Origin of the sequence: Allobosea thiooxidans, from assembly GCF_900168195.1 — a bacterium.
In the GTDB taxonomy this organism is placed as follows: domain Bacteria; phylum Pseudomonadota; class Alphaproteobacteria; order Rhizobiales; family Beijerinckiaceae; genus Allobosea; species Allobosea thiooxidans.
In genome coordinates, this window is sequence record NZ_FUYX01000004.1 from 409,248 (window position 1) to 434,768 (window position 25,521).

Annotated in this window: 26 protein-coding genes; 9 read left to right on the forward strand and 17 right to left on the reverse strand. The window is 68.3% G+C overall.

What is annotated here, in order from left to right; translation table 11 throughout:
- The first annotated feature begins 98 nt into the window (after nt 1-98).
- Nucleotides 99-1,280, forward strand: a complete 1,182-nt coding sequence (locus B5Y19_RS10140; protein WP_055730755.1) for a DNA recombination protein RmuC — start codon at nt 99-101, stop codon at nt 1,278-1,280.
- On the opposite strand, the gene B5Y19_RS10145 is transcribed toward B5Y19_RS10140, so the two are convergent.
- The 5 genes from B5Y19_RS10145 to B5Y19_RS10165 form a co-directional block, all read right to left on the reverse strand.
- Complete coding sequence (locus B5Y19_RS10145) at nt 1,281-1,790, reverse strand: OsmC family protein (protein WP_055730754.1); 510 nt, start codon at nt 1,788-1,790, stop codon at nt 1,281-1,283. It lies immediately after the preceding gene.
- 42 nt (nt 1,791-1,832) lie between these two features.
- Nucleotides 1,833-2,543 carry an ATP-binding cassette domain-containing protein gene (locus B5Y19_RS10150; protein ID WP_176168604.1) on the reverse strand — a complete coding sequence of 237 codons (711 nt, stop codon included), beginning with the start codon at nt 2,541-2,543 and terminating at the stop codon, nt 1,833-1,835.
- Nucleotides 2,544-2,704: 161 nt separating this feature from the next.
- Nucleotides 2,705-3,487 carry an ABC transporter ATP-binding protein gene (locus tag B5Y19_RS10155; protein WP_055730752.1) on the reverse strand — a complete coding sequence of 261 codons (783 nt, stop codon included), beginning with the start codon at nt 3,485-3,487 and terminating at the stop codon, nt 2,705-2,707.
- Nucleotides 3,488-3,649: 162 nt separating this feature from the next.
- The gene (locus B5Y19_RS10160) at nt 3,650-4,480 is read right to left on the reverse strand and encodes an ABC transporter permease (RefSeq protein WP_055730751.1); all 831 of its coding nucleotides are present in this window, start codon (nt 4,478-4,480) and stop codon (nt 3,650-3,652) included.
- 15 nt (nt 4,481-4,495) lie between these two features.
- Nucleotides 4,496-5,458: an aliphatic sulfonate ABC transporter substrate-binding protein gene (locus B5Y19_RS10165; protein WP_055730750.1), complete on the reverse strand. Its 963-nt coding sequence runs from the start codon at nt 5,456-5,458 to the stop codon at nt 4,496-4,498.
- A gap of 304 nt (nt 5,459-5,762) precedes the next feature.
- Between B5Y19_RS10165 and B5Y19_RS10170 the strand changes: the two genes are divergently transcribed.
- The 3 genes from B5Y19_RS10170 to B5Y19_RS10180 all read left to right on the forward strand — a co-directional run bounded on the left by B5Y19_RS10170 (nt 5,763) and on the right by B5Y19_RS10180 (nt 9,984).
- Entirely contained in the window at nt 5,763-8,531 is a 2,769-nt protein-coding gene (locus B5Y19_RS10170) for a [protein-PII] uridylyltransferase (protein WP_079591442.1), read from the forward strand.
- Between the two features lie 225 nt (nt 8,532-8,756).
- Nucleotides 8,757-9,359 carry a nucleotide exchange factor GrpE gene (gene grpE / locus B5Y19_RS10175; protein WP_055730749.1) on the forward strand — a complete coding sequence of 201 codons (603 nt, stop codon included), beginning with the start codon at nt 8,757-8,759 and terminating at the stop codon, nt 9,357-9,359.
- Nucleotides 9,360-9,363: 4 nt separating this feature from the next.
- Entirely contained in the window at nt 9,364-9,984 is a 621-nt protein-coding gene (locus B5Y19_RS10180; protein ID WP_244555548.1) for a trimeric intracellular cation channel family protein, read from the forward strand.
- Between the two features lie 39 nt (nt 9,985-10,023).
- Here the strand turns inward: B5Y19_RS10180 and B5Y19_RS10185 are convergent, their stop codons facing one another.
- The 3 genes from B5Y19_RS10185 to B5Y19_RS10195 form a co-directional block, all read right to left on the reverse strand.
- Nucleotides 10,024-10,647, reverse strand: coding sequence for an alpha-ketoglutarate-dependent dioxygenase AlkB family protein (locus B5Y19_RS10185; RefSeq protein ID WP_055730748.1), 624 nt, complete (start codon nt 10,645-10,647; stop codon nt 10,024-10,026).
- 2 nt (nt 10,648-10,649) lie between these two features.
- Complete coding sequence (gene dapB, locus B5Y19_RS10190) at nt 10,650-11,456, reverse strand: 4-hydroxy-tetrahydrodipicolinate reductase (protein ID WP_055730747.1); 807 nt, start codon at nt 11,454-11,456, stop codon at nt 10,650-10,652.
- A gap of 162 nt (nt 11,457-11,618) precedes the next feature.
- The gene (locus B5Y19_RS10195; RefSeq protein ID WP_079591414.1) at nt 11,619-12,599 is read right to left on the reverse strand and encodes a Tim44 domain-containing protein; all 981 of its coding nucleotides are present in this window, start codon (nt 12,597-12,599) and stop codon (nt 11,619-11,621) included.
- A 234-nt stretch (nt 12,600-12,833) separates the two neighbouring features.
- On the opposite strand from B5Y19_RS10195, the gene B5Y19_RS10200 reads away from it, so the two are divergent.
- Nucleotides 12,834-13,094, forward strand: a complete 261-nt coding sequence (locus B5Y19_RS10200) for a hypothetical protein (protein WP_055729811.1) — start codon at nt 12,834-12,836, stop codon at nt 13,092-13,094.
- Nucleotides 13,095-13,683: 589 nt separating this feature from the next.
- Complete coding sequence (locus B5Y19_RS26325; RefSeq protein WP_079591443.1) at nt 13,684-14,835, forward strand: extensin-like domain-containing protein; 1,152 nt, start codon at nt 13,684-13,686, stop codon at nt 14,833-14,835.
- Nucleotides 14,836-14,925: 90 nt separating this feature from the next.
- Here the strand turns inward: B5Y19_RS26325 and mepA are convergent, their stop codons facing one another.
- Nucleotides 14,926-15,867 (reverse strand): penicillin-insensitive murein endopeptidase, encoded by a 942-nt coding sequence (gene mepA / locus B5Y19_RS10210; protein ID WP_079591415.1) that lies wholly within the window; start codon nt 15,865-15,867, stop codon nt 14,926-14,928.
- A 254-nt stretch (nt 15,868-16,121) separates the two neighbouring features.
- Between mepA and B5Y19_RS10215 the strand changes: the two genes are divergently transcribed.
- Complete coding sequence (locus B5Y19_RS10215; protein WP_079591416.1) at nt 16,122-16,289, forward strand: DUF3309 family protein; 168 nt, start codon at nt 16,122-16,124, stop codon at nt 16,287-16,289.
- A 22-nt stretch (nt 16,290-16,311) separates the two neighbouring features.
- On the opposite strand, the gene B5Y19_RS10220 is transcribed toward B5Y19_RS10215, so the two are convergent.
- The 7 genes from B5Y19_RS10220 to rpsA form a co-directional block, all read right to left on the reverse strand.
- Nucleotides 16,312-16,608 (reverse strand): hypothetical protein, encoded by a 297-nt coding sequence (locus tag B5Y19_RS10220; protein WP_055729814.1) that lies wholly within the window; start codon nt 16,606-16,608, stop codon nt 16,312-16,314.
- Between the two features lie 38 nt (nt 16,609-16,646).
- Nucleotides 16,647-17,591: a bifunctional Delta(1)-pyrroline-2-carboxylate/Delta(1)-piperideine-2-carboxylate reductase gene (gene lhpI, locus B5Y19_RS10225; protein WP_055729815.1), complete on the reverse strand. Its 945-nt coding sequence runs from the start codon at nt 17,589-17,591 to the stop codon at nt 16,647-16,649.
- Nucleotides 17,591-17,929 carry a LapA family protein gene (locus B5Y19_RS10230; RefSeq protein WP_055729816.1) on the reverse strand — a complete coding sequence of 113 codons (339 nt, stop codon included), beginning with the start codon at nt 17,927-17,929 and terminating at the stop codon, nt 17,591-17,593. Before B5Y19_RS10230 ends, lhpI begins: the two co-directional genes overlap by 1 nt.
- 37 nt (nt 17,930-17,966) lie before the next feature.
- Nucleotides 17,967-18,251 carry an integration host factor subunit beta gene (ihfB, locus tag B5Y19_RS10235; protein ID WP_055729817.1) on the reverse strand — a complete coding sequence of 95 codons (285 nt, stop codon included), beginning with the start codon at nt 18,249-18,251 and terminating at the stop codon, nt 17,967-17,969.
- A gap of 28 nt (nt 18,252-18,279) precedes the next feature.
- Nucleotides 18,280-19,257 (reverse strand): signal peptide peptidase SppA, encoded by a 978-nt coding sequence (gene sppA / locus B5Y19_RS10240; RefSeq protein ID WP_055729818.1) that lies wholly within the window; start codon nt 19,255-19,257, stop codon nt 18,280-18,282.
- A gap of 184 nt (nt 19,258-19,441) precedes the next feature.
- Entirely contained in the window at nt 19,442-20,731 is a 1,290-nt protein-coding gene (locus B5Y19_RS10245) for an Hsp70 family protein (RefSeq protein WP_079591417.1), read from the reverse strand.
- 162 nt (nt 20,732-20,893) lie between these two features.
- A complete protein-coding gene (gene rpsA, locus B5Y19_RS10250; RefSeq protein WP_055729820.1) occupies nt 20,894-22,597 on the reverse strand; it encodes a 30S ribosomal protein S1 in 1,704 nt (567 codons plus the stop codon).
- Nucleotides 22,598-22,947: 350 nt separating this feature from the next.
- Between rpsA and B5Y19_RS10255 the strand changes: the two genes are divergently transcribed.
- Both B5Y19_RS10255 and B5Y19_RS10260 read left to right on the forward strand, forming a co-directional pair.
- Nucleotides 22,948-23,505, forward strand: a complete 558-nt coding sequence (locus B5Y19_RS10255; protein ID WP_055729821.1) for a LemA family protein — start codon at nt 22,948-22,950, stop codon at nt 23,503-23,505.
- 33 nt (nt 23,506-23,538) lie between these two features.
- Entirely contained in the window at nt 23,539-24,609 is a 1,071-nt protein-coding gene (locus tag B5Y19_RS10260; protein WP_055729822.1) for a M48 family metallopeptidase, read from the forward strand.
- Here B5Y19_RS10260 and B5Y19_RS10265 read toward each other — a convergent pair whose 3' ends face one another.
- Nucleotides 24,610-25,518 carry an NHL repeat-containing protein gene (locus B5Y19_RS10265; protein WP_139384339.1) on the reverse strand — a complete coding sequence of 303 codons (909 nt, stop codon included), beginning with the start codon at nt 25,516-25,518 and terminating at the stop codon, nt 24,610-24,612.
- Nucleotides 25,519-25,521 lie beyond the last annotated feature (3 nt).

Below are 25,521 nucleotides of genomic sequence, written 5' to 3' on the forward strand. Positions count from 1 at the left end.
AGAGCTGTTGAGCCCGGGACATAAGCATTTGTGGGCAAGCGGTCAAACTGTTCCGCTTTCGTTCGCAATCCCGAATCGAATCGGCTAGGCTGCGCCTCATGAACGAGATCGCCTTCACCCTGCTGGAACGCCCGGTGAGCTGGGCCGAAGCGGCTCTCGGCTTCGCGGGACTGAGCCTTGCCCTGCTGCTCATGGCGGTCATCGCCGGCTGGCGGGGCAGCCGCGGCCGGGCGATCGAGGCCGCCATGGCGGCGGAACGCGCGCGGGAGATGGACGACAAGGTCGCGGAAATGAACCGCCAGCAGGCTGAGCTGGCCGGCCGGATGCAGTCCATGGCGGAGATTCTCTCGACCCGGCAGGGCGACCTCGCCCGGCTCGTCGCCGACAGGATGGACGGCCTGCGCCAGCAGGTCGGCGCCGGGCTGGAGCGCAACGTCCAGCAGACCACCGAGAGCCTCGGCAAGCTGCAGGAGCGGCTGGCGGTGATCGACACCGCCCAGAAGAACCTGACCGACCTCACCTCTGAGGTGGTGACGCTGAAGGACGTGCTGGCCAACAAGCAGGCGCGCGGCGCCTATGGTCAGGGGCGGATGGAGGCGATCATCCGCGACGGGCTGCCCGCCGCCTTCTTCTCCTTCCAGCCGCAGCTCTCGAACGGGCGCCGGCCGGACTGCCTCGTCACCCTGCCCGGCGACGGGCGCGGCTTGGTGATCGACGCGAAGTTCCCGCTGGAGAGCTTCACGATGCTGCGCGAGGCACGCGGCGAGGATGCGAAGAAAACCGCCGGCCAGCGCGTGCGCAACGATGTCGGCGTGCATGTGAAGGACATTGCGGAGCGCTATTTCCTGCCCGGCGAGACGCAGGACATCGCGCTGCTCTTCGTCCCCTCCGAGGCGATCTACGCCGATCTGCACGAGCATTTCGACGATATCGTGCAGCGGGCGCACCGGGCGCGCGTGATGATCGTCTCGCCCTCGCTGCTGGCGCTCGCGATCCAGCTGATGCAGTCGCTGGTGCGCGATGCACGGATGCGGGAGGAGGCGCGCGTGATTCAGACCGAGGTCGGCAAGCTGCTCGATGACGTGCGCCGCCTCGGTGAGCGCGTCGACAAACTCGACACCCATTTCCGCCAGGCACAGGACGATGTCGGCCAAATCAAGACCTCGGCCGGCAAGGTCACGAGCCGCGCCGAGAAGATCGGCGCGCTCGAATTCGACGACGAGAAGAGCGAGCCGCGGCTGCCCTTCGCGAAGGGGCTGGATCTGAAGGCGGCCGAGTGATCAGCTGCGGCTGAGCGCGGCCGAAAGCTCGGGCTTCACGTTCAGCGTCTGGAAGACCACGCAGTAGCGCTCGGTGAGCTTGAGCAGCGTGTCAAGCTTCTCCTGGGGTGCATCGGTCTCGACGTCGAAGAAGAGGCGGATCGCCCTGAACCCGACCGGCGCATCCTTGGCGACGCCGAGTGTGCCGCGAAAGTCGAGATCGCCCTCGGCCCGGACCGCGCCCTTCTTCAGCTCGATCTCGAGCGCGGTGGCGACCGCCTTCAGCGTGACGCCGGCACAGGCGACCAGCGCCTCCAGCAGCATGTCGCCCGAGCAGAGCTCGGCACCGGAGCCGCCGGTGGCGGGATGGAGCCCCGCGAGCGCGATGGCGCGACCCGTCTCGACCTTGCAGGCGATGTGCTGGTCGTCGAGCTCGCCATGGGCCTTGAGAGTGATGACCGCCGCGTCGGGTGCATCGCGATACTTGTCCTTGAGCGGCGCCTGAAGGGCGCGCAGAGCGGTGACGTCCATGATCGTGATCCTCCTGAAGCGGCCCGCCGGCTTGTAGCCGCTTCAGGCCGCCGCCTCCACCTCCGGCACGGCGTGCCGGTTTTCCTTTTCAAGCGCCCGGCGCAATTCGCGGCGCAGGGTGACGAAGCCGACGGAACCCTCCTCGCGTGGCCGTGCCAGCAGATTGTCGAGGCTGAAGGCGGCCGGCCCCGGCTGCCGTGACAGGACGAGAATACGATCGGCCAGGCGCAAAGCCTCCTCGACGGAGCCGGTTGCAATGACGACGGCGGGGCGCGCCTGCGAACAGAGTTCCGGCAGGAAGGCAGCGAGGCGGGCTCGCGCATCGGCATCGAGCGCCGCAAAGGGCTCCTCGATCAGCAGCAAACGCGGCCTGACCAGCAGCAGGCGCGCGATGGCAAGCCGCTGCAAGCCCTCCGGCGAGAGTTCAGCCGGCCGCTGCTTCGCCTGCCCGGCAAGGCCGAGGCGGACCAGCACATTGGCGAGGAGGCCCTCGCGCTCGAACGGCGTCGCCTTCGGCAGGGCGAAAGCGAGATTGTCCGTGAGATCGAGCCAGGGAAAGAAGCGCGGCCGGGCGCAGAGCAGTCCGATCTCGGCCGTCGGGATCGCCCCTTCATCGGCCCGCAGGCCGGCGAACGCATGCAACGCCGCGCCCCGCACCTCGGGTGCGCCGAGCAACGCAACGACCTCGCCGGCCCTGGGGCACGCCGAAGCATTCTCGAGAGAGCGGGAGACATCGTGAAGAACGGCTGACATTGCTGGCTCCATCCATGAACAAGGCGGAAGGAGCGCCGACGGCATCGAGCCGTCCCGTCGTTCCCGCGCTTTAGCTGCATTTGTTTCGCGCCCGCAAGCTGAGGCTCAAATCGGCGCGTGTCCTCTTCTAAGGTCCGAATGTCCGTTTTGTCAAACGACGCTCACCACCACATGCCGGCGGTCTCGGCCGCCTTCTCCTGATGCGGGGCCTCGTGACGCAACGACCTGTCGAGCGCGCGCAGGGCCTCGCGCTTGGCCGCCTCGAAGGCCGGCGAAAGCCGGTCGCGCGGGCGAGCGAGCGGATTGTCGAGCTCGTCGAAGATCCGGCCGGGCTTGGGCTGCATCACCAAAATGCGGTCGGCGAGCGCCACCGCCTCCTCGACGTCGTGCGTGACCATGACGACGGTGGGGCGGCTCTCCTGCCAGAGCGCCAGCAGATGGTCGTGCAGGCTCGCGCGCGTGGTGGCATCGAGCGCCGAGAAGGGCTCGTCCATCAGCAGAAGCTTCGGCCTTGTGACGAGGGCGCGGGCGATGGCGACGCGCTGCTGCTGGCCGCCGGAGAGCTCGCGCGGCCAGCGCTTCTGGTGCCCGGCGAGGCCGACGCGGGCCAGCGCATTGGTCACCAGCCCCTCACGCTCGAAGGCGGAGAGATGCGAGAGCCCGAAGCCGACATTCTCGGCGACGCCGAGCCAGGGGAAGAGCCGCGGCTCCTGGAAGATGACGCCGACATCGGCGCGCGGCTCGGCGATCGCCTCGCCGCCGAGGCGGATCGCGCCGTCGCTCGGCCGGTCGAGCCCGGCGACGAGGCGCAACAGGGTGGTCTTGCCGCAGCCGGAGCCGCCGAGCAGGGCGACGATCTCGCCCCGCCCGACATCCAGCGTGATCGACGACAGGGCGCGCGTGCCGTCGGCATAGGTCTTGGTAAGCCGGTCGAAACTCAGCATCGGGCGAACCTTCGAATCCGTTCAAGCGAGCCCTCATCCTGAGGAACGAGCCGAAGGCCCGCGTCTCGAAGGATGCTCCAGCTGTCACCGGAACCTCCTGGAACATCCTTCGAGACGCCGCTACGCGGCTCCTCAGGATGAGGACTTGAAGAGCAAAGGCCTTCAGAGCTTGTCGCGCGCCGTATCCTGCCAGGCGAGGAAGGGCCGCGTGATGGCGACGAGCAGCCCGTCCGCCAGCTTGCCGAGCACGGCGAAGCTGATGATGGCCGCGATGATGGTGTCGGGGCGGCCGAGCTGCTGTCCGTCCACGAGCAGGTAACCCAGCCCCTCGCTCGCTCCCATGATCTCGGCGGCGACGACGAACATGAAGCCGAGGCCCAGGCCCGAGCGTAGCGCCGTGATCCAGCTCGGCAGGATCGCCGGCAACAGCACGCGCCGGGCCATGGCGAGGCGCGACAGGCGGAAGACGCGGCCGACCTCGACGATCTTGCGGTCGATGCCCTGGATCGCGGCGGCGACGCCGAGATAGACCGGGAAGAAGACGCCGACCGCGATCAACGCGACCTTGGAGGCCTCGAAGATGCCGAGCCAGAGGATGAAGAGCGGCACCCAGGCGATGGAGGGAATCGCCCGGAGCGCCTGCAGCGTCGGATCGAGCAGGCTGCGGGCGATCGGCAGGGCGCCCGTGACGGCGCCGAGCACCGTGCCGGCCAGCGCGCCGAGGCCGAAGCCCGCCGCCACCCGCCAGAGCGTTGCGCCCGCATGGGCCAGGAGTTCGCCGGAGGCGGCCAGATCCCAGAGCGTGCGGCCAACGACGCTCGGCGGCGGCATCAGCCGGCCATTGGCGATGCCGGCGGCGACGAGCCATTCCCAGAAGATGGCGAGGGCGACCGGCAGCGCGAAGCCCGCGGCGGCGAGGCCATAGCCGGGCCGGGGAACGGCAGACCGCCCTTCCCTCTCATCCGGCGCGGCTTCAGCCTCCAGCACGCTCATCCCGCGCCACCGCCGTCAGTTGGTCGCGACGAAGCCGCGGTCGATCAGCGAATCCACCGCAGCCTTCACGTCGGTCGTGGCCGGCAGCACGCCCGCCTCCTTCAGCGCAAGCCCGGCAGCGGTGATGCCGTCGATCTGCGCCTGGCCGATGGCGGAATGGGTGAGTTCGGTGCGGGTGAGCTGGCGCTCGATCACCGGCTCGGAGAGCTTGGTGTATTCGACGAGCACCTTCTTCACCTCGGCCGGGTTGGCGAGGGCATGGGCCCGCGCCGCCTCATAGGCGGCGATCACCTTGCGGACTAGCGCCGGGTTTTCCTTGGCGAAAGCCTCGCGGACATTGAGGATGCCCCAGGTGTTGTCCTCGGGCTTGCGGTAGAACAGCCTGGCGCCGCTCTCCACCTCGGCCGCCGCCATCATCGGGTCGAGGCCCGCCCAGGCGTCGACATCGCCACGCTCGAGCGCGAGCCGGCCATCGGCGTGCTGGAGCAGGACGAGCTTGACCTCCTTCTCGGTCAGCTTGGCATCGGCGAGGGCGCGCACGAGGAAGATGTGCGGATCGGTGCCGCGCGTGACGGCGACACGCTTGCCCTTGAGATCCGCAACCTTGGTGATCTCGCTCTTGGCGCCGGTGACGAGCGCCGTCCATTCCGGCCGCGAATAGACATAGATCGACTTGATCGGATTGCCGTTGATCTTGCCGATCAGGGCGGCGGCGCCGGCGGTCGAGCCGAAATCGATCGAACCGGCATTGAGGAATTCGAGCGCCTTGTTCGATCCGGCGGACAGGACCCAGCGCACCTTGATGCCGTCGGCCTCGAGCACCTTCTCGAGGATGCCGCGTTCCTTCAGCACGAGGCTGACCGGGTTGTAGGTCGCGTAATCGAGCCGGATTTCCTTCGGCGCCTGCGCGAAAGCGGGCGCGGCGAAGACCGCGGCGGCGACAGCGGCAAGGGCGAAGCGGCGGGTAAAGTCGATCATCGGGCGGTCCCTCTCGAAGATGCGAGGGATCGGGACGGAGGTCGTCCTTGGCCCCACGCTTTAGCTGCACTTGTTTCGCGCCCGCAAGCTGGTGGCTCAAATCGGCGCGTATCCGTCTTTTAGGTCCGACCGTTCTGTATGTCAAACAATACGTACAAGAACGGTATTTGTCTAATTACCATTCTTAGAATGTATAATTTAATGTCCTGTCTCGACGGCTTGCGTGCTAGGACAACACCTGCCGCCACCGGAACGAGACCTCGTGACAGCATCCCCCGCCCCGCCGAAGCTGCCGCTGGCCGACATGCTGCTGAACCCCGAAGCGGGGATCGCACATCTGTTCGAGGCCGCGCGACGGCGCGACAAGGCCGAGAAGCGCCAGCTTCTCGTCGCTGCGCTCCGGCAGCTGCTCGACGACGGCCATGCTTCGGCCCGGGCGATCCTGGCGGGTCCGCGGGGTGGGCTCGCCTGCGCCCATCGGCTCTCGGCGGTGATGGATGCCGTCGTGATCGGGCTGCACAAGGCGGCGACAGCTCATTTCTACCCTGCCGACAACCCGTCGCAGTCGGAACGGATCGCGGTCGTCGCCGTCGGCGGCTATGGCCGCGGCACGCTGGCGCCCGGCTCCGACGTCGATCTGCTCTTCCTCTTCCCGCACAAGCAGACCGCCTGGGGCGAGAGCGTCGTCGAATCCCTGCTCTACCCGCTCTGGGACCTGAAGCTGAAGACCGGCCATTCGGTGCGCTCGATCGACGATTGCGTGCGGGAAGCCCGCGCCGACATGACGATCCGGACCGCCCTGCTGGAGGCGCGCTTCCTGGCCGGCGACCGCTCCCTGTTCGAGGAGATGACGCGCCGCTTCGATGCCGAGGTCGTGGAGGGCACGGCCGCCGCCTTCACCGAGGCAAAGCTCGCCGAGCGCGAGACGCGGGTGCAGCGGGCCGGCGCCTCGCGCTATCTGGTCGAGCCCAACGTCAAGGACGGCAAGGGCGGCCTGCGCGACCTCAACACGCTGTTCTGGATCGCCAAATACGCCTACCGCGTCCAGGATGTGCGGGAGCTGGTCGCGGCCGGGCTCTTCGACAAGGATGAGCTGCAGATGTTCCAGCGCTCGGAGGAATTCCTCTGGCGCGTGCGCTGCTGGCTGCATTTCATCACTGGGCGCGCCGAGGAGCGGCTCTCCTTCGACCTGCAGCGCCAGGTGGCGGCCGCGATCGGTTATGCCGGCCGCAGCGGCCAGGCGCCGGTCGAGCGCTTCATGAAGGCCTATTTCCTCATCGCCAAGGATGTCGGGGACCTCACCGCGATCGTCTGCGCGGCGCTGGAAGCGCGCCAGCAGAAGCCGCGCGCGACGCTCTCGCGACTGCTCGGCTCCTTCACCAAGCGCAAGCGCGAGCGCTCGCTGGGCCATCGCGATTTCAAGCTGACGAGCCAGCGGCTCGACGTCGTCGACGACAGCGCCTTCGAGCGCGATCCGGTCAACCTGCTCAGGCTCTACGAGATCGCCAGCCGCGAGGATCTCGCCATCCATCCGGATGCGAGCAGGCTCGTCACGCAATCGCTCCGCCTGGTCACGCCGGGCCTGCGCAACGACCCAGAGGCCAACCGCATCTTCCTCGAGATCCTCACCGCCAGGCGTTCGCCGGAGATCGTGCTGCGGCGCATGAACGAATCCGGCCTGCTCGGCCGCTTCATCCCGGATTTCGGCCGGGTCGTCGCGATGATGCAGTTCAACATGTACCACCACTACACGGTGGACGAGCATCTGATCCGGGCGATCGGCGTGCTGGCCGAGATCGATGCCGGCGCGCTCGAGGCGGAACATCCGCTGGCCAACGAGATCATGCCGAGCATCGCCAACCGGCGCGCGCTCTATGTCGCGCTCTTCCTGCACGACATCGCCAAGGGACGGCCGGAGGACCATTCGCTCGCCGGCGCGCGCATCGCCCGCAAGCTCGGTCCGCGCTTCGGCCTGACCACTGCACAGACCGAAACGGTGGCCTGGCTGGTCGAACACCATTTGGACATGTCGACCGTGGCGCAGAGCCGCGACCTCGGCGACCCCAAGACGATCGAGAGCTTCGCAGCCACCGTGCAGACGCTGGAGCGGCTCAAGCTCCTGCTGGTCCTCACCGTGGCGGACATCAAGGCGGTCGGCCCCGGCGTCTGGAACGGCTGGAAGGGGCAATTGCTGCGCACGCTCTATTACGAGACCGAGCTCGTATTGACCGGCGGCCATTCGGCCGTCGAGCGCAAGGTGCGCGTCCAGGCCAAGCAGGAAGCGCTGCGCGAACGCCTGGCGGACTGGAGCAGCGCGGATCGGGAGGCCTATATCGCGCGCCACTACCCGGCCTACTGGATCAAGGTCGACCCGGAGCAGCAGGAGAAGCATGCGCGTTTCCTGCGCGAGGCCGAGCAGGCGGGGCGCACCACCGCGACCATCGTCGAGACCGACCAGTTCCGCGGCGTGACCGAGCTCACCGTGCTGGCGCCCGACCATCCGCGCCTGCTCGCCATCGTCACCGGCGCCTGTGCGGCGGCCGGCGGCAACATCGTCGACGCCCAGATCTTCACGACCAGCGACGGGCTGGTGCTCGACACCATCTCGGTCTCGCGCGCCTTCGACCGCGACGACGACGAACTGCGCCGGGCCGAGCGGATCGCCGCGGCCATCGAGCGGGCGCTGAAGGGCGAGATCAAGATCGCCGATCTGGTGGCGCAGCGCCGGGCGCCGCCACCGCGCGGCCAGACCTTCCAGGTGCAGCCCGAGGTCATCATCGACAACGTGCTCTCGGCGCGCCACACGGTGCTGGAGGTGTCCGGCCTCGACCGGCCGGGCCTGCTCTACGACCTGACCACCGCGATCGGAAAGCTCAACCTCAACATCGCCTCGGCCCATATCGCGACCTTCGGCGAGAAGGCGGTCGACGTGTTCTACGTCACCGACCTGACCCACGCGAAGATCGTCTCGACCGGGCGGCAGCTCAACATCCGCAAGGCCCTGCTCGAGGTCTTCAGCATCGAGGGGGAGAAAGCCGCAACGGCAAAGTCCAAGCTGCCGGCGCGCGCTTGATTTAAGCCGCCATAAGCCCGATATCCGGCACGAACGCGGCTGTGCCCGGCACCTGACCGGCAAGACTCCCGGCGAAGGGCGGCACGGCCAGCCAGAGCATGATCCGATCCGCTTGCGATCCAGGCCGACCGGACCATGTTCTATTGGAACTTGGGAGACGGATTCGCCGTTCCGGTGCTTCAATCGGATCGGTGCCAGCTCCAGCGAAGGGAATTGGAAGACGCGATGACGCAGAACCCTGCGACGGAAGACCCCAACCTCGAAGCCTCAGCCGACGCGCCCGAGCAGGCTGCCGCCACGGAGACCGGCCCCGAGGCGCAGATCGTCAAGCTCCAGGCCGAACGCGACGACCTCAAGGACAAGCTGCTGCGGACGCTCGCCGAGATGGAGAATCTGCGCCGGCGCACCGAGCGCGAGATCGCCGACGCCAAGGCCTATTCCGTGACGAGCTTCGCCCGCGACATGCTCGGCTCCTCGGACAATCTGCGGCGCGCGCTCGAGAGCATGCCCGAAGCGGCCCGCAAGACCGCCGACGCGGCCACGACGGCGCTCTACGAGGGCGTCGAGCTGACCGAGCGCGAGCTGCTCAAGACGCTGGAGCGCCATGGCGTGCGCCGTATCGACCCGCAGGGCGAGAAATTCGACCCGAACCTGCACCAGGCGATGTTCGAGGCGCCGGATGCCGGGATCGCCAAGGGCCTGGTTTCGAAGGTCGTTCAGGTCGGCTACAAGATCGGCGAGCGCGTCCTGCGCCCCGCACTGGTCGGCGTCTCGGCCGGCGCGCCGAAGGCGGCCGAGCCGCCAGCCGACGATTCCGCCAAGCACTGACCCCGTGTTCGAAGCCGCCGGCGTCGCCATCTTCGCGTTGACCGGCGCCATCGTCGCGGCCCGCAAGGGGATGGACCCGTTCGGCTTCATCCTGCTGGCGACGATCACGGGCGTGGGCGGGGGAACGCTGCGCGATCTGCTGCTCGACCGCCCCGTGTTCTGGGTGCAGGCCCCGACCGATGTGATTATCTGCACGGCGATCGCGCTCAATTCATGGGCGCTGGCCTATCTCAGGCCGGGCCTCCTGGAAGGTTGGAGCGGCCGCAAGCTGCTGCTCTGGGCCGATGCGGCGGGGCTTTCGCTGTTTGCCGTCATCGGCACACTCAGAGGCCTCGATGCCGGCGTGCCGGTGCATTCCGCCGTCGCACTGGGCGCGATGACCGCGACCTTCGGCGGCATCCTGCGCGACGTCCTGGCCGGGGACCGGCCGATGGTGCTGTGGAGCCGCGACTTCTACGTCACCGCCGCCGCGGCCGGAGCGGCGATGACGGCCCTGCTCGTCGGACTCGGCCTGCCGGGACTCGTCGTGGTGCTGGGCGGCTCGGCGGCGGCTTTCGGGCTAAGGGCCGGCTCACTCCTGTTCGGCTGGTCGTTTCCGAAGCTGCCCGGGCAGCCGCCGCAATAGAGCATGCGCGACCAGGTCGCGGCGCCGTCGAACCGGGCACTAGCCAGCCGGCTTCGTCACCCGCCTGAGCGTCAGATTGATCCGCCCGCCTTCCGGCAGCAAGGTCGAGGAGCCGGCCAGAATGCGGTCGATGCCGTGATAGGCCAGCCGCGCCTCTCCGCCGAAGAGCAGCACGTCGCCGGAGGCGAGCTTCAGCGAGACCGTCTTGCCGCCCCGCTCGGTGCCACCGATGCGGAAAAGGGCGGCGTCGCCCAGCGAGACCGACAGGACCGGCGCATCGAATTCCTGCTCGTCACGATCCTGATGCAGGCCCATCTTCGCGCCGGCCGCGTAGAAATTGACCAGGCAGGCCTCGGGCGGATGCGGGTAGCCCGCGAGCTCTTCCCAGAGGGCGAGCAGCGGCGCCGGCATCAGCGGCCAGGGTTCGCCGGTCTCCGGATGCAGCGGCTGATAGCGATAGCCCCGTTCGTCGGAAACCCAGCCGAGCGGCCCGCAATTGGTCATCCGAACCGAGAAGGGCTTGCCCGTCTTCGGCATGCGCGGCTGGAAGAACGGCGCCTTGCGAGCGACGGCGCGAAGCTCCGCCAGCAGCGCCGCCTGCTCTGCCGGCGCGAGCCGGCCCGGCCAGTGGACGACGCCCGGTGCGACGGCGATCCGGGTCATGGTCAGAGCGTGTCGAGGCCGAGCACGTCGGCCATCGAATACAGTCCCGGCGCACGCCCCCTGCCCCAGAGCGCGGCCTTGACGGCGCCCTGCGCGAAAAGGCTGCGATCCTCGGCGACATGGGCGAGCTCGAGCCGCTCGCCGGCGCCGGCGAAGATGACCTTGTGGTCGCCGACCACGGTGCCACCGCGCAGCGCCGCGAAGCCGATCATGCCCGGCGCACGCGCGCCGGTGATGCCGTCGCGGCCGGCGACGCGCTGCTGCGCCAGATCGACCGCGCGGCCTTCCGCCGCCGCCTCGCCGAGGAGGACGGCCGTGCCGGAGGGCGCATCGACCTTCATCCGGTGATGCATCTCGACGATCTCGATGTCCCAGTCGGTGCCGAGCGTCGCGGCGACCTTGCGCACCAGCGCCGCCAGCAGATTGACGCCGAGACTCATATTGCCGGAGCGAATAATCGGGGTATGTGTCGCGGCCGCGGCCAGCCGGGCGAGATGGGCGGGCTCCAGTCCGGTCGTGCCCACGACGTGCAGGATGCGCGCCTGCGCGGCGAGATCGGCGAAGGCGACCGTCGCGTCCGGTGCGGTGAAATCGAGGACACCGTCGGCCGCAGCGAAAGCGGCGGGTGCATCGTCCGTCATCGCGACGCCAAGCGGCGGCAGGCCCGCCAGCAGCCCGGCATCCTCGCCGATGGAGGCAGCGCCCGGCCGCTCGACGGCCGCAACCAGCCGGCAGCCTTCGGCCTGGTCGATCGCGCGGATCAGCATCCGGCCCATCCGCCCGGCGGCACCGACGACGACGAGACGCATGTCACTCATGGAAGGCGGACTCCGGATTCACCCTGCTGCGACAACAGATGTCGCTGGCCAGTAGCGCAATAGGGCGATTTCCGCCAGCGGCACACCCGAAACCCGCGCAATGCAAAACGGCCGGGTTGCCCCGGCCGTTCCGATTTCTCGCGATGACGAGGCTCAAGCCGCCTGCTGGATACCCGAGAGCTTCCAGGGGCCGCCGCGCTCGCGCAGGAAGGTCCAGTATTCCTTGACCTCCTGGGCCTGCGTCGGATTGCCGTCGACGACCTGGCCGCTCTTGCGGTCGTAAAGCGCGTTGATCAGGCTGAAGCGCATCGCGACGGTGGCGTAGTCGGCATCACCCTCGCGCCAGGCCTGGGACAGGTCGCCCTGCAGCAGCTTGACGTCGGAGACGCGGTCGGCGACGCCGCGGCGGGCGTTCTCCGACAGATCCTCGTCGAAATAGCCGAACATCTCGGAGGTGGTGCGCTGGCGCAGGCCGGCCTCGTCCTCGTTCGAATAGGCGGTGTTGATCTCCCCGAGCAGGCGCTCGAAGCTGTTGAAGTCCTCGCCGGCGAGCTCGATCGGCTGGGGCTGCACGGCCGCGGCCGCGGCGCCACCGCCGAAGCCGCCCATGCGGGCCGCGGCCGGCTGCGGCGCGTCATGGCCCTGGCGGGCATAGGGCGCGCCGGCGCCGGCGAGCTGCGGCTCGGAGCGGCGGCGGAAGAAGCGGATGGCCAGCATCACGATGCCGGCGATCAGCGCGAGCTGGAGCAGGAAGCCGAGAACGCCGGCGAGCGAAGCCAGGCCGCCGAAGAAGCCTGAGCCGGACAGCATGCCGAACAGGCCCGCACCGAGCAGACCTGCGCCGATACCCATCATCATGTTGCGGGCGAAGGACGGCCGGGCGGCCTGCGCCGCAGCCGCACCGGCCGAAGGACCGGCCATGGACGGCGACGGCGAGGGAGCCGAGCGCTGGAAGGTCTGGGCGCCGCCCGGCGTCGTGTTCGTGGACGGCGGCGCGCTGTTGGTGAACGAGCCGCGGCTGCCCGAGCTGCGGCCACCGCCCGGACGGGCTTCGGCCACCAGCGGCACGAGCATCAGGGCCCCGACAACCAGGGCGACGGCGCGTCCACGACGGGCGAGCGAAATCAGAGACATTGTTCCTCCCGGAGCCCCCAACGGGCCCAACCGGCACGCAATATGGAGAGCGATCGCGGGCCGCGCAAGACGCCATCCGGCTAACAGACTGAAATCCCTTACTATTTCAAATCAATGCATAATTATTCGTCGCGATCGGGTGCGCGTGGTAAACTTCGAAGCCATCTCGCCATGCGAAGGCGGTGGGAGAGCGCCATGACCGGATCCGGACCGAGGCCTCACCGACACAGGGCGTTGAGCTGGTTGCTCGCGCTGGCCGTTTTGCTGCTGATCAGCGAAGCCGCCGCAGCCGGCGAGCCCGCCGTCGCGCTGGATCCGCCCCGCCTCGCCCAGGCGCCGGAGCCGCTCTGCTTCTGCTGGAATGACGGCCGAAAGATCGCGGAGGGCTCGATGTCCTGCATCCGCACCACGCAGGGCCGGCGGCTCGCCACCTGCGGCCGGGTCGTCAACATGATGTCCTGGCAGATTTCCGAGACCGACTGCCCCGAAAGCTGAGACGCTTTCCGGAGCGAGGCCACCAAAGAGAAACGCCGCCGGGAGCTTCCCGGCGGCGTTGCTTCTATGGCTCTTGTGGTCCTAGCGACTTCGAGACTGACCCCCGTCAGAACGCTCCCAGAACGATCGCCATCATGAACACGAAGGCCGCACCCATGATCAATCGGTCGAGACGTAGCGTGACACTCATCACACCCTCCTGTGTCATTGACCTGTCGCGGAAGCTACCCAGAACTGAGGGAGGCCGCAAGGGGGCAGCATCGTGGCACCGGCCGGGCGGAGGCTAGATCATCCTTAAAACTTGCTTAACCCATTGATTAGATTTGGGGATACTTCTTCCGTCAAATTGTCGCGGCCTCGGCTCGACCTTTGGCCGCCACAGCGGCGCCATCTTTCCGGAGCGCGCATCGGCGCTGTTCTTGGGAATGCCGGAACGGTGGGCCGCCGCCCCTCGAAGGGCTGCCGATTAACGCCGGACCGAAGGGCATTAAGTGCCGATTCACCACCCCGCCAAAGTTAATCCGGCTGTGGCGGCCGAGGCGCAGTCGGTTGAGAAAGCGTTCACCAAGCGCTTCGCATTTGAATGGTCATGCGACGCGCAAAACTCGCCCTCATCGCACTCGGCCTCGTCGGCGCAGCCGGCCTGGCGGGTTGCGGCAAGTTCCAGAAGCCCCAGCGCGCCGCCTGGCGCGACCAGGCGGAGGCCGCCTGCATGGCCTCCCGGCAGGTCCAGCTGTCCGCCTATGTCAGCCTGCGCGGCAAGGCGATTGACGGGCCGGGCACCTGCGGCATGCAGCAGCCGCTCAAGGTCTCGGCCTTCTCGAATGGCGGCATCGGCCTGACCAGCGCCGCCACCCTCTCCTGCCCCGTGGTCGCGACCACGGACAAATGGCTGGCGGAGGTGGTACAGCCGGCGGCGATGAACATCCTCGGCGCACAGGTCATCGAGCTCCGCGCCGGCTCCTATTCCTGCCGCGCGATGAACAACGGCACGGGGACGCGGCGCACTTCGGAGCATGCCTTCGGCAACGCCGTCGACGTCTTCTCCTTCCGCCTGAACGACAACCGCGTCGTCACCGTGAAGGACGGCTGGCGCGGCTCGCCGGAGGAGCAGAACTTCCTGCGCGAGGTCTTCGTCGGCGCCTGCGAGCACTTCTCGACCGTGCTCGGCCCGGGCGCCGATCCGATGCATTACGACCATTTCCATATCGACCTGGCCCGGCACGCCAAGGGCCGGCACATCTGCAAGCCGGTCATCAAGTACACGCCGAACTACAACCTGCCGCCACCGGATCCGGCCCGGACGTACTCATCGGCCCGGGCGCTGCCGCGCGGCTCCGCGCCGCCGGCCGACACGATGGTCGCAGGCGGCGGGCTGCTCCGGCAGCCGAGCGACGGCCTGCGCCCGCCGGGCGCGGTGCAGGGCGGCTATCCGGTCGCCAGCTACGCCCAGGGCCAAAGCCAGGGCCTCGACGCGCAGCGCCGCTATCTGGAGCAGCCGGGCTATCGCCCGCAGCAGCAGGGCGCGCAGCGTGCCTACCAGCCGCAGCCGCTGCCGAGCGAGGCCGGCGGCCCGCTATCGCTGCAGGGAGCCGTGGCGCCGACGGAGGAGGATATCCTCGGCGACGAGGGCGGAACCGGCGTGGTCGACCAGGAGGGCTATGACCAGGCCCAACCGCAGATCAACCCGCAGCACGACCCCTTCGCCTACAGCTCGGGGCGCGCGCCGCCGCGGCGCTAGATCGCCATGCGTCCCACCGGACGCAAAATGGCGATCCAGCCCTTGGCCAGCATCGGACTTTCCGATTTCCGGTCCGATGCTCAGCCCGCCTCAGCGCGAGACGAGCACCTGTCGGCACTCCGGCGGCAGGGCGTCCAGCGACATCGGCGGCTTGGGCTTGGGCTTCGGCCCCGGCCTGGGCTTCGGCGGGTGGAAGATCGCCTGGTACTGGCGCTCGACCCAGCCGCTGAGTTCCGTCCCGCAGCCATCGCCGAAATTCGGCGGCTCCTGGCCCTGGCAGCTCGCCATGCCGGCCGGGCAGGCCATGCGGATGTGGAAGTGATAGTTGTGGCCCCAAATCGGCCGCACCTTCTCCAGCCAGCTCTTGTCCGCGCCCGCCTCGCGGCAGAGCGCCACCTTGAGCGCCGGATTGACGAAGATGCGCTCGACGCGCGGCTCGGCCGCGACGGCCTTGATCAGGCGCGTATGGGCCGGGGTCCAGTTGCGCGGATCGACGTCGCGCCAGTCGGAGCGGGCCATATTGACCGCCGGCATGTTCTCGCGCTCCTCGCGATCGAGCCGGCCCTTCGGCATCGGCGTCAGCCAGACATCGGCATCGAGCCCGATCTGGTGCGAGGCATGGCCGGTGACCATCGGGCCGCCGCGCGGCTGCGACATGTCGCCGACGAGAAGGCCCGGCCAGCCGGTGATGCGCGGCACGTCGCGGGCGAGCTTCTCCAGATAGTCGATCAGGACCGGATGGCCCCAGTTGCGGTTGCGGTTGAGCCGCATCACCTGCCAGCTCGGCCCGTCGATCGGCAGCGCCTCGGCGCCGGCGAGGCAGCCGCGGGCATAGGAGCCGATGGCCCGCGCCTGCATGCTGGCCGGCGTCGTCTTCTGGCCGAAGAGCGAGCGGGCCGCATCCGGATAGGCCGCGATGTTGTTGGCGCGCGTCTTCGCCTCCTGATCGGCCGTCGATTGGGCGAGGCCGGCTCCTGGCACGGAAACGGCCAGGCAGGCGGCAAGAATGGCGATTCGCGGATGAGTGAGCATGGGCCGAAGGATCGTCGCCTGGCCCGCCCGCGGTCAAGCGCGAGCGGCTGGACAAGCCGCAGGCCTCGACGGCAGCCTGCCGGCAAGGCAGCTCGGCAATGCCGGAGTCGAGAGAGAACGACCGATATGCCGGCACGGCTTGTCGCCTGGCTCAAGGTCGAGTGACCGCGGCCGCGCCGCGGAACAGAGGCTTCGGAACCGGCGTTTCCCGCTCGACCGCGCCCGAATGGGCGCCCATTTCACGGGAGACGTCCATGTCCACGCTTCTGATCGTCATCCTCGTCGTGCTGCTGTTCGGCGGCGGCTATTACGGGCACCGTTCCTACGGCCCCGCCGGGCTCGGCGGGGTGCTCGGCTTCGTTCTCGTCGTGGTGCTGATCCTGTGGCTGCTCGGCGCCATCGGCGGCGCTCCGGTCGCCTGAGGCGAAACCGCCCTGCCGGCTGCTACTCCGCGGCCCCGCTCCGCCCGCCCGCAGCGACGAGCTTGTGGCAGATCGCCCGAAACAGCGCCGTGGGCCGGCTCTGAGCGTGAATCCACCAGAGATTCAGCGCGAGCAGGCAAATGAAGGCGAGCGCAACCGCCGTCAGATCGCCGATCGCGAGACCGTAGCCGCCGAACAGAATCACCGGCGCGAGATAGGGCAGATAGCTCAGCAGCGTCGGCAGGAACCCCGGCTTCATGGCTGCGGCCTGTGCGGCATAGCCGCGCTCCTCGTCCGTCAGCTCGATCGATACGGCCATGGGACTGCCTTGCGCCTGCGGCCGGGAACGCACCGGGGCTACCGGTTGTCCCAGACGGCGACGGCCGCGGCCAGATCCTCCAGCGCCACGCCGACCGACTTGAACAGCGTGATGCCGCCGCCTTCGACCGGACCCGAGATCCGCCCATGGCAGAGATCGGCGAGCGTGCCGGCGACCTTGTCGGCGCTGTAGCTGCCTTCCGCGATCGCGACTGCGACGTCGCCGCCTTCGTCGATCGCCTTGCTGGAATCGACGATGACGCGGGCGCGGTGCAGCGCATCGGCATCGGCCTCGCGCATCTGCATGGTGAAACCGCCGATCAGGTCGAGATGGGCCTCGCGCTTCAGCCAGTGGCCGTGGATCAGCGGCTCGGTCGCATTGGTGGCGCAGGAGATGATGTCGGCCGTGCGGGCCTCGCCCTCGAGATCGGTCGTGGCGCGGGCTTCGATGCCGTCCTTCGCCAGCTCGGCGACGACGGCTTCAGCCGCCTCCGGCCGGCGCGCCCAGATCGCGATCTCGGTCAGCGGCCGGACCGAGCGATGCGCCTTGATGATGAAGGGCGCAAGCGCGCCGGCGCCGACCATCAGCATGCGGCTGGCTTCCGGGTTGGACATGTAGCGGGAGGCGAGCGCGGAGGCGGCGGCCGTGCGCCAGGTCGTCAGGCGGTTGCCGTCCATCACGGCGAGCGGCTTGCCGGTCTCGCCGTCCATCAGCAGGTAGGCGCCCATCACACCCGGCAGGTTGCGCTTGCCGTTGCCGAAGAAGACCGAGACGATCTTGGTGCCGATATAGGGATTGGCGACATCCGACCCGCTCCAGGCCGGCATGGTCAGCAGGATCGCGCTCTCCTCGCCCGGCCGCTCGATCGCGTACTGGCCGCGCTTGGGTGCGATGACCTCGCTGCGGAAGGCGTCGTCGAGAATGTCGATCAGGGCTGGATAGCTCAGGGCCGCGTCGATCTCGGCCACGTCGAAAAGGCGCATCAATGACGTCCGCTGGTCAGGGCCGGCAGGGCGGAATCGGGAACGGCGGAGCGCAGGGCCTGCGTCTCCGAGCGCAGGGTTTCGACCTCGCGGCGATTGCGGCGCGCGGCCTTGCGGTGCTTGCCCTGGGCCAGCCAGGAGGCCAGTCCGCCGATGAGGACGCCGATAGCAATCGCCGCCAGCACCACGGCGAACAGCGGCAGCTCATAGGACAGCGTCGGCAGGTCACGGCTGAAGGGGTCGAGCGAGACCCGCACCGGCGCGCGGTTCGCAACCGAAAACAGCACGATCAGCAACGCGATCGGAACCAGCACCAACGCCTTGAGAAAGGCCTTCATCGCGTTCTCCGTGCCGGCAATAGGGCCGGCTCTCGGCTCAAGCCTTGCCGTTGAGGCGCAGCCGCAGCTCCTTGCCCGTCTTGAAGACAGGCACGAATTTCTCCTCGACCTCCACCGCGTCGCCCGTGCGGGGGTTGCGGCCGATGCGGGCCGAGCGGGCCTTGCGCGAGAAGGCGCCGAAGCCGCGCAGCTCCACCCTGTCGCCACGCTCGAGGGCCTTCACGATCTCGTCCAGAATGGCCGAGACGATGTTCTCGATGTCGCGCTGGTAGAGGTGGGTGTTCTGATCAGCGATCCGCTGAACGAGTTCGGACTTAATCATCGCCGGAGTATAACCATTTGTATCAACATCATTTTTCAGTGAGGGCAGGCTGCCAGAGCGCCAAGGGCGCGTCAAGCCGCAAGCCGACCGGCTGATCCGCCGCACGCGCGATGGTCGTGGCCAGAGCTTCGAGCCCCGCAGCCCGCGCCATCGCTTCGGCGAAGCTCCACAGGCCGAAGGATGAGGTTTCGCTGCGCCGACGCCAGTCACGCACCGTGAGTTCCTTGGCGATGCCCTTCTCCCGCTCCAGCCAGGCGATGGCTTCGGGCTCGCCGCCTATCTGGTCGACGAGCTTCAGTGCGAGCGCCTGGCGGCCGGAATGGACGCGCCCGTCCGAAACCGAGGCGACCTCGCCATCGCCGAGATGGCGGCGGTCGCGCACCATCTGCTTGAACCAGGCATAGTTGTCGTCGACGACGCGCTGGAGCGCCTCGCGCGCCTCCGGCGAGGTCGGCTCGAAGCCGCTGGGCGCGGCCTTGAGTGGGCTCGACTTGATGGCCTCGACCTTGACGCCGACCGTGTCCAGCAGATGGGACACGTTCGGGAACTGGAAGAGCACGCCGATCGAGCCGACCAACGAGGTCTGCCGGGCGACGATCCGATCCGCGCCCATGGCGGCGATGTACCCCCCCGAGGCGGCGACCCCGTCGACCACGGCCACCATCGGCTTCTTGCCGGCGAGATCGCGCAAGGCGCTGTGCAGCGCCTCCGACCCCGAGGTGGTGCCGCCGGGACTGTCGACCCGCAGCACCACCGCGGAGACGGCGCTGCTCTCGCCAACCGACTTGATCAGATCGAGGGTGCGCCGGTCACCGGAGATGAACCCAGAAATCGTGACGCGGGCGATGTGCGAGCGCGACAGGCTGGCGCTGGGGCTGTCGCCCTTCCAGGCGAGGCCGCCGACGATCGCCGCCGCGACCACGCCGAGGACGGCGAGAACGCGCCAGAGCGTCAGCTTGCGCCGCAGGCTGCGACGATCTGCGAGCAGGTCGGCATCGGACGACATCGGGGCCTCCTAGAGCGCGTCCCGCGAGAGCGGAAACCGGCTTGGCAAGCGGAACATGCTCAACTTCTTGATTTGGCGCGAACTCTTCCGCTCGGCCCATTCCGGGCGAACGGAAGCGCGCCGGCGTCTGCGGGTCCGTGATGTAGACCCGCCATGCCCGGCGGGCAAGACGGAAGGACCGCTTTCAGGCCGCGACGGAGGCGCGCGCCCGATCGAGCGCGAGCAGCGCAAGGCCGCTCGCGACCGAGCGGAAGGCATCGCCGATATGAACTTTCCCGGCCCCGAAGCGGCGGTCGAACAGGCTGCGCACCGCCGGGACATAGGAGGTTCCGCCGGTCATGAAAACCGCCTCGATGCGCTCGCCGCCGAGCCCGGCCTCGGCCAGCGCCCGGTCGAGGGCCGCCTCGATAGCGCCGACATCCTCGGCGATCCAGCGCTCGAAATCGGCCCGGCGGATCGATTTCTCGATGGTCACGCCCATCTGGCTGAAGCTCAGCATGGTGCTGTCGCTGTCGGACAGCGCGACCTTGGCGGCGGAAACCGCACGGTAGAGCTCGTAGCCGAGATCGTATTCGATCACCGTCAGCAGATCCTCGAGCTTGGCGGGCTCGACCGCCTCGCGGATCAGCGCGTTGAGCTCGGCCATGGTCTCGCGGCTCTTCATCAGCGAGAGCTTGTGCCATTGCGCGAAGGCGGCGTGATAATGCGCCGGCACCGGCAGGAGCTTGCCGAAGGAGCGGTACTCGGTGCCCTTGCCGAGCGCCGGCGAGACGGCATGCTCGATGATGCGGTAGTCGAAGGTGTCGCCGGCGACACCGACGCCGGCATGGGAGAGCGGGATCGCCTCCAGCCTGCCCTGCGCGCCGGGCTCGAAGCGCATCACCGAGAAGTCGCTGGTGCCGCCGCCGAAATCGGCGACCAGCATGGTCCGCGGCTCCTTCAGCTCGCGCGCATACCAATAGGCGGCGCCAAGCGGCTCGTAGGCGAAATCGACCTGTTCCATCCCGGCCTTGCCATAGGAGGCCTTCAGGCGGCCGACCGCGAGCTCCTCGTCCGGCCGGTCGCCGGCGAAGACGACCGGGCGGCCGGAGACGAGCGGCAGCGTGTCGTGGCCGGAGAGGTCAGTCGAGAGATCCGAGAGGAAGACGCCGATCAGGTCCTCCAGCCGGAAGAGCTTGCCGAAGAGCCGCGTCTCCTGGAAGGCGCGGCTGGAGAGATGCGTCTTGAGCGACTGCAGGAAGCGGTGCTCGGTCGTCATGCCGAGCGCCATGTCGAGCGCATCGGGCCCGCTGACATGGGTGATGCGGGTCTCGGGCGGGCGCCCTTCGCGCCAGAACATCAGCGCCGAGCGATAGGCGTCGACCGCGCCCTGCTGCGTGGCGAAGGAGCGCGTCATGACCGAGCCGTCCGCCCCCGCCAGCGCGACGACGCTGTTGGTGGTGCCGAAGTCGATGCCGATGGCGGCGGGGGTCATGGCGAGGTCCTTTCGCGAGTAGACAAACCAGCCCCCCTCCCGAGGAGCCGCCGGAAGGCTGCTCAGGAGGAGGGCTGAGGGTCGTCAGCCGAAACAAAAGCCCGCGCGGATCGCTCCGCGCGGGCCGAATTCGAAGGCCGGCCGCTTCACGCGGCCGAAGCCTCACTTCTTGTCGCTGGCCTTCTTGAGGGCCGCGCCCAGGATGTCGCCGAGCGAGGCGCCGGAGTCGGACGAACCGAACTGGGCGATCGCCTCCTTCTCCTCGGCCATTTCCAGGGCCTTGATCGAGACCTGGATCTTGCGGGCCTTCTTGTCGAAGAGCACGACGCGGGCGTCGATGCGCTCGCCGGCCGCGAAGCGCTCGGGGCGCTGCTCGGAGCGATCGCGAGCCAGCTCGGCGCGCTTGATGAAGGTCATCATGTCGGTGTCGGCGATCTTGACGTCGAGACCCGACTCCTTGACCTCGACCACCTCACAGGTGACGATCTGGCCCTTCTTGAACTCGCCGGCATCCACGAAGGGATCGCCGCCCAGCTGCTTCAGGCCGAGCGAAATACGCTCCTTCTCGACGTCCACATCGAGAACGACGGCCTGCAGGACGTCGCCCTTCTTGTATTCCTCGATGACCTGCTCGCCCGGACGGTTCCAGTCGAGATCCGAGAGATGGATCATGCCGTCGATATCGCCTTCCAGGCCCAGGAACAGGCCGAACTCGGTCTTGTTCTTGACCTCGCCCTCGACCACCGAACCCGACGGGTGCTGCTCCGCGAAGAGCTCCCACGGGTTGCGCAGGGTCTGCTTGAGGCCGAGCGAGATGCGGCGCTTGACCGGATCGACCTCGAGGATCGCGACGTCGACTTCCTGCGAGGTCGAGACGATCTTGCCGGGGTGGACGTTCTTCTTGGTCCAGGACATCTCGGAGACGTGGATCAGGCCTTCGATGCCCGGCTCCACTTCGACGAACGCGCCGTAGTCCGTGATGTTGGTCACGCGGCCCTTGAGACGGGTGCCGACCGGGTAACGCTCGGCGATGCCATCCCACGGATCGGCCAGCAGCTGCTTGATGCCGAGCGAGATGCGGTGCGTGTCCTGGTTGATCTTGATGATCTTGACCTTGACCGTCTGGCCGATGGTCACGACCTCGGACGGATGGTTCACGCGGCGCCACGCCATGTCGGTGACGTGCAGCAGGCCGTCGATGCCGCCGAGGTCAACGAACGCACCGTATTCGGTGATGTTCTTGACGACGCCGTCGATGACCTGGCCCTCTTCGAGCGAGGCGACGAGCTCGGAACGAGCCTCGGCGCGGGTCTCTTCGAGGACGGTGCGGCGCGACACGACGATGTTGCCGCGGCGGCGATCCATCTTGAGGATCTCGAAGGGCTGCGGCTGGCCCATCAGCGGGCCGACGTCGCGGATCGGACGGATGTCGACCTGCGAACGCGGCAGGAAGGCCACGGCGCCGTCGAGATCGACGGTGTAGCCGCCCTTGACGGTGTTGAAGATGACGCCCGAAACCTTCTCGCGGGCCTCGAAAGCCTTCTCGAGCTTGACCCAGCTCTCTTCGCGGCGAGCCTTGTCGCGCGAGATGACGGCCTCGCCGAGGGCGTTCTCGATCCGGTCGAGATAGACCTCGACCTCATCGCCGACGCCGATCTCCTGCTCGCGGCCGGGGCCGGTGAATTCCTTGAGCGCGACGCGGCCTTCCGTCTTCAGGCCGACGTCGATGATCGCCATATCCTTCTCGATGGCGACAACCTTGCCCTTGATGACGGTGCCTTCCATCGCCTCGTTGCGGGCGAAGGACTCTTCGAGCAGGGCGGCGAAATCCTCGCGACCCGCGCTATAGCTCTCAACTGCTGACATGTGATCTCCTGGGAGCCGGCCGCGTATCCCGCGGATGTCCGGCAAGGCGCCATGGGTTGGTGTTGCGGTCCGGAGCGCCGCCGCCGGCTCCTCCTCGCGGAGGTTTCCGCCCCGACGCGTCGGGGCCGAAGGCGCCATGCCGATGGCTCGATCCGTATCCGAGGCAGCCGTTTCAAACACGAAACGGGAGCAGGCCACGAAGACCGCCCCCGGCGCATGATCGATCACGGCCCTTCGGACAGGGGCGATGTAATCCACTCTCGCCGCAAGGGCAAGCTTCCTGCGGCTTCCCCAAGCTCGCCGGCCGTGCCAGTCTGCCGGCTCGAACGCCGGGCAAGGGGGAGCGTTGCATGGGTTGGGTCATTCTCGGGCTGATCGCGGCCGTCATCATCTATGCGATCATGACCTATAACGGGCTCGTCACGATGCGGCAGCGGGTCAACCAGGCCTTCGCCGACATCGATGTCCAGCTCAAGCAACGGCACGACCTGATCCCGAACCTCGTCGAGACGGTGAAGGGCTATGCGACGCATGAGAAGTCGACGCTCGACGCCGTCATCGCCGCCCGCAACGCGGCCCAGGGCGCGACCGGCGTCCATGACAAGGCGGCCGCCGAGCAGCAGCTCTCCGGCGCAGTCGGCCGGCTGCTGGCGCTGGGCGAGGCCTATCCCGACCTCAAGGCCAGTGCCAACTTCCAGCAACTCCAGGTCGATCTCGGCAATGTCGAGGACAAGCTCGCCGCGGCGCGGCGCTTCTTCAACAATGCGGTGAGCGAGTTCAACGCCGCGATCCAGGCCTTCCCGGCCATGCTCTTCGCGCCACAGATGGGCTTCACCCAGCGCGAATTCTTCGATGTCGGTCCGGAAACCCGGGCCCAGATCGAGACCGCCCCGAGCGTGAAGTTCTAGCGCAGGATTGCCGGCGGCAGGGGAGCGGCGGCGATGGCCCAGGCCTTCGGGCTCTATACCCATCAGCGCAACAACCGGATCAGGTCCAACCTCCTGATCGCCGGGCTCTTCCTGCTCGTCTACCTCACGACCTGGGGCCTGCTGCTGATCGGCTACGGCTATGGCGGCGTGCCCTATGGCCGCAGCGTCTTCACCGAGGCGAACCGCATCTTTCGCTCCTGGTTTCCGTTCATCACGCTGGCGACGATCCTCTGGGTCTTCGTCGGCTTCCGCATCAATGTCGCGCTGATCGGGGCGGTGACGGGCGCCAAGGGCCTCGCACGCGAGGACAACCCCAAGCTCTACCGGATGCTGGAAAACCTCTGCATCTCGCGCGGCCTGCCGATGCCCAAACTGGCGATCATCGAAAGCGACGCGCTCAACGCCTTCGCCAGCGGCGTCAACGACAAGCAGTTCACGGTCAGCGTCACCAGCGGGCTGCTCGCCCAGCTCAACGACGCCGAGGTCGAGGCCGTCCTCGCCCATGAGCTGACCCATATCCGCAATGGCGACGTCCGCCTGATGGTGGTCGCCGTGGTCATCGCCGGCGTCATCTCCTTCATCGGGGAGATGGTGTTCCGCGGCTTCGGCCGCAGCCGGATCCGGGTTTCGTCGGACGATTCCAAGAAGGGCAATGGCGCCGCCATCATCATCGGCGTGGCGGTGATCGCGATCTCCTGGTTCCTGGCCGTGCTGGTCCGGCTGTCGCTGTCGCGCTCGCGGGAATACCTGGCCGATGCCGGGGCGGTCGAGCTGACCAAGAACCCAGATGCGATGATCTCGGCCCTGCTCAAGATCTCCGGCCGCGCCGATATCGACGGGGTGCCATCGGGCGTCATGGACATGTGCTTCGAGAACGACCCCGACGATTTCGCCGACCTGTTCTCGACCCACCCTTCCGTGACCAAGCGGGTCCAGGCGCTGATCGAGACGGCCGGCGGCAGGATGCCCGACATGCCGCCGCACCCGCCCAAGCTCACCGAACGGCAGGATTTGCCGACGATGGTCGAGGAAACCGTGGCGCGTGGGCCGTGGTCGCGACCGCCCACGCCCGGGCCGGGCTGATCAGCCGGCGACCAGCTTTCCCGGATCGATCTCGAAGACGAGCGGGTAGAAGGTGCTCCAGCGGTTCCAGCGCTGTGTCCCCGCCTCGCCGACCGCCCAGAGCCTGCCGTCCGGCGCATGGCCGAGATCCTCGATCCCGCCCGGAGCGGGATAGCGCGCGAGCACCGCGCCGCTGCGGGCGTCGAGCCGGGACAGGAAGGCCGGCCGGTTGCCGGAGCTCTGCGCGATCCAGAGACTGCTTTCGGGGCCGAAAGTGGCGCCCTGCGCGAAGAGCGGCAGCGGGATTGTCGCCTCCGCATCGGCCAGCCCGACCGGTGCCTCCGCCGCAGCGAGAATGCGGGCGACCGAAACGGCATGGACGCTGGGCGCGCCCTCGCGGCGGTAGGGCCCGAACCAGAGCCGGTCCCCCGAGGCCGCCAGGAAGGAGGGACCCATCGCCTTGTCGACGCGGGTCTCCTTCAGCGGCACGCATTCGCCGCTGCGGCATGATTCCTTGAAGTCGAGCGCGAGGAGCCGGCCGGAATTGGCGACGAACAGCGTCTCCCGCACCATGGCGAGACCACCCGGGTGGCCGTAGGTCGCCGGCAGCGCGAAGCTGCCGAGCAGGCGCCCATCGCGGCGACCCAATCGAAAAAGACGGGCCGGGCCGTTGTCCTGATCCCGCTCGGTGCTGCGATAGGCGGCGATCAGGATCTCGTCGCCATGGACGGTGAGCCCCTGCGGAACATAGCCCTCGTTCAGCCCGGGCGACCAGTAGCGGCGACCGATCGCCGCCTCGTTGGGCACGGCCGTGAGCTCGCGCGCGTCGTAGCTCGGCGCATCGCCCGGCAAGACCGGACGTGCGAACGCGGCGGGAGCCAGACACAGGCCCATGCCGGCCGCCAGCAGCTCGCGTCGATTGGCCCTCACCTC

Bases quoted from the DNA above. Each gene is read 5' to 3' on its own strand.
- grpE (WP_055730749.1), top strand. From the start codon at position 8,757: ATGACGCAGAACCCTGCGACGGAAGACCCCAACCTCGAAGCCTCAGCC.
- B5Y19_RS10245 (WP_079591417.1), bottom strand. From the start codon at position 20,731: ATGACCCCCGCCGCCATCGGCATCGACTTCGGCACCACCAACAGCGTC.
- B5Y19_RS10145 (WP_055730754.1), bottom strand. From the start codon at position 1,790: ATGGACGTCACCGCTCTGCGCGCCCTTCAGGCGCCGCTCAAGGACAAG.
- dapB (WP_055730747.1), bottom strand. From the start codon at position 11,456: ATGCGTCTCGTCGTCGTCGGTGCCGCCGGGCGGATGGGCCGGATGCTG.
- ihfB (WP_055729817.1), bottom strand. From the start codon at position 18,251: ATGATTAAGTCCGAACTCGTTCAGCGGATCGCTGATCAGAACACCCAC.
- sppA (WP_055729818.1), bottom strand. From the start codon at position 19,257: ATGTCGTCCGATGCCGACCTGCTCGCAGATCGTCGCAGCCTGCGGCGC.
- B5Y19_RS10150 (WP_176168604.1), bottom strand. From the start codon at position 2,543: ATGTCAGCCGTTCTTCACGATGTCTCCCGCTCTCTCGAGAATGCTTCG.
- B5Y19_RS10195 (WP_079591414.1), bottom strand. From the start codon at position 12,599: ATGTCTCTGATTTCGCTCGCCCGTCGTGGACGCGCCGTCGCCCTGGTT.
- mepA (WP_079591415.1), bottom strand. From the start codon at position 15,867: ATGCTCACTCATCCGCGAATCGCCATTCTTGCCGCCTGCCTGGCCGTT.
- B5Y19_RS10160 (WP_055730751.1), bottom strand. From the start codon at position 4,480: ATGAGCGTGCTGGAGGCTGAAGCCGCGCCGGATGAGAGGGAAGGGCGG.
- B5Y19_RS10170 (WP_079591442.1), top strand. From the start codon at position 5,763: ATGCTGCTGAACCCCGAAGCGGGGATCGCACATCTGTTCGAGGCCGCG.
- B5Y19_RS10165 (WP_055730750.1), bottom strand. From the start codon at position 5,458: ATGATCGACTTTACCCGCCGCTTCGCCCTTGCCGCTGTCGCCGCCGCG.
- rpsA (WP_055729820.1), bottom strand. From the start codon at position 22,597: ATGTCAGCAGTTGAGAGCTATAGCGCGGGTCGCGAGGATTTCGCCGCC.
- B5Y19_RS10185 (WP_055730748.1), bottom strand. From the start codon at position 10,647: ATGACCCGGATCGCCGTCGCACCGGGCGTCGTCCACTGGCCGGGCCGG.
- B5Y19_RS10140 (WP_055730755.1), top strand. From the start codon at position 99: ATGAACGAGATCGCCTTCACCCTGCTGGAACGCCCGGTGAGCTGGGCC.
- B5Y19_RS10255 (WP_055729821.1), top strand. From the start codon at position 22,948: ATGGGTTGGGTCATTCTCGGGCTGATCGCGGCCGTCATCATCTATGCG.
- B5Y19_RS10215 (WP_079591416.1), top strand. From the start codon at position 16,122: ATGTCCACGCTTCTGATCGTCATCCTCGTCGTGCTGCTGTTCGGCGGC.
- B5Y19_RS10230 (WP_055729816.1), bottom strand. From the start codon at position 17,929: ATGAAGGCCTTTCTCAAGGCGTTGGTGCTGGTTCCGATCGCGTTGCTG.
- B5Y19_RS10155 (WP_055730752.1), bottom strand. From the start codon at position 3,487: ATGCTGAGTTTCGACCGGCTTACCAAGACCTATGCCGACGGCACGCGC.
- B5Y19_RS26325 (WP_079591443.1), top strand. From the start codon at position 13,684: ATGCGACGCGCAAAACTCGCCCTCATCGCACTCGGCCTCGTCGGCGCA.
- lhpI (WP_055729815.1), bottom strand. From the start codon at position 17,591: ATGCGCCTTTTCGACGTGGCCGAGATCGACGCGGCCCTGAGCTATCCA.
- B5Y19_RS10260 (WP_055729822.1), top strand. From the start codon at position 23,539: ATGGCCCAGGCCTTCGGGCTCTATACCCATCAGCGCAACAACCGGATC.
- B5Y19_RS10220 (WP_055729814.1), bottom strand. From the start codon at position 16,608: ATGGCCGTATCGATCGAGCTGACGGACGAGGAGCGCGGCTATGCCGCA.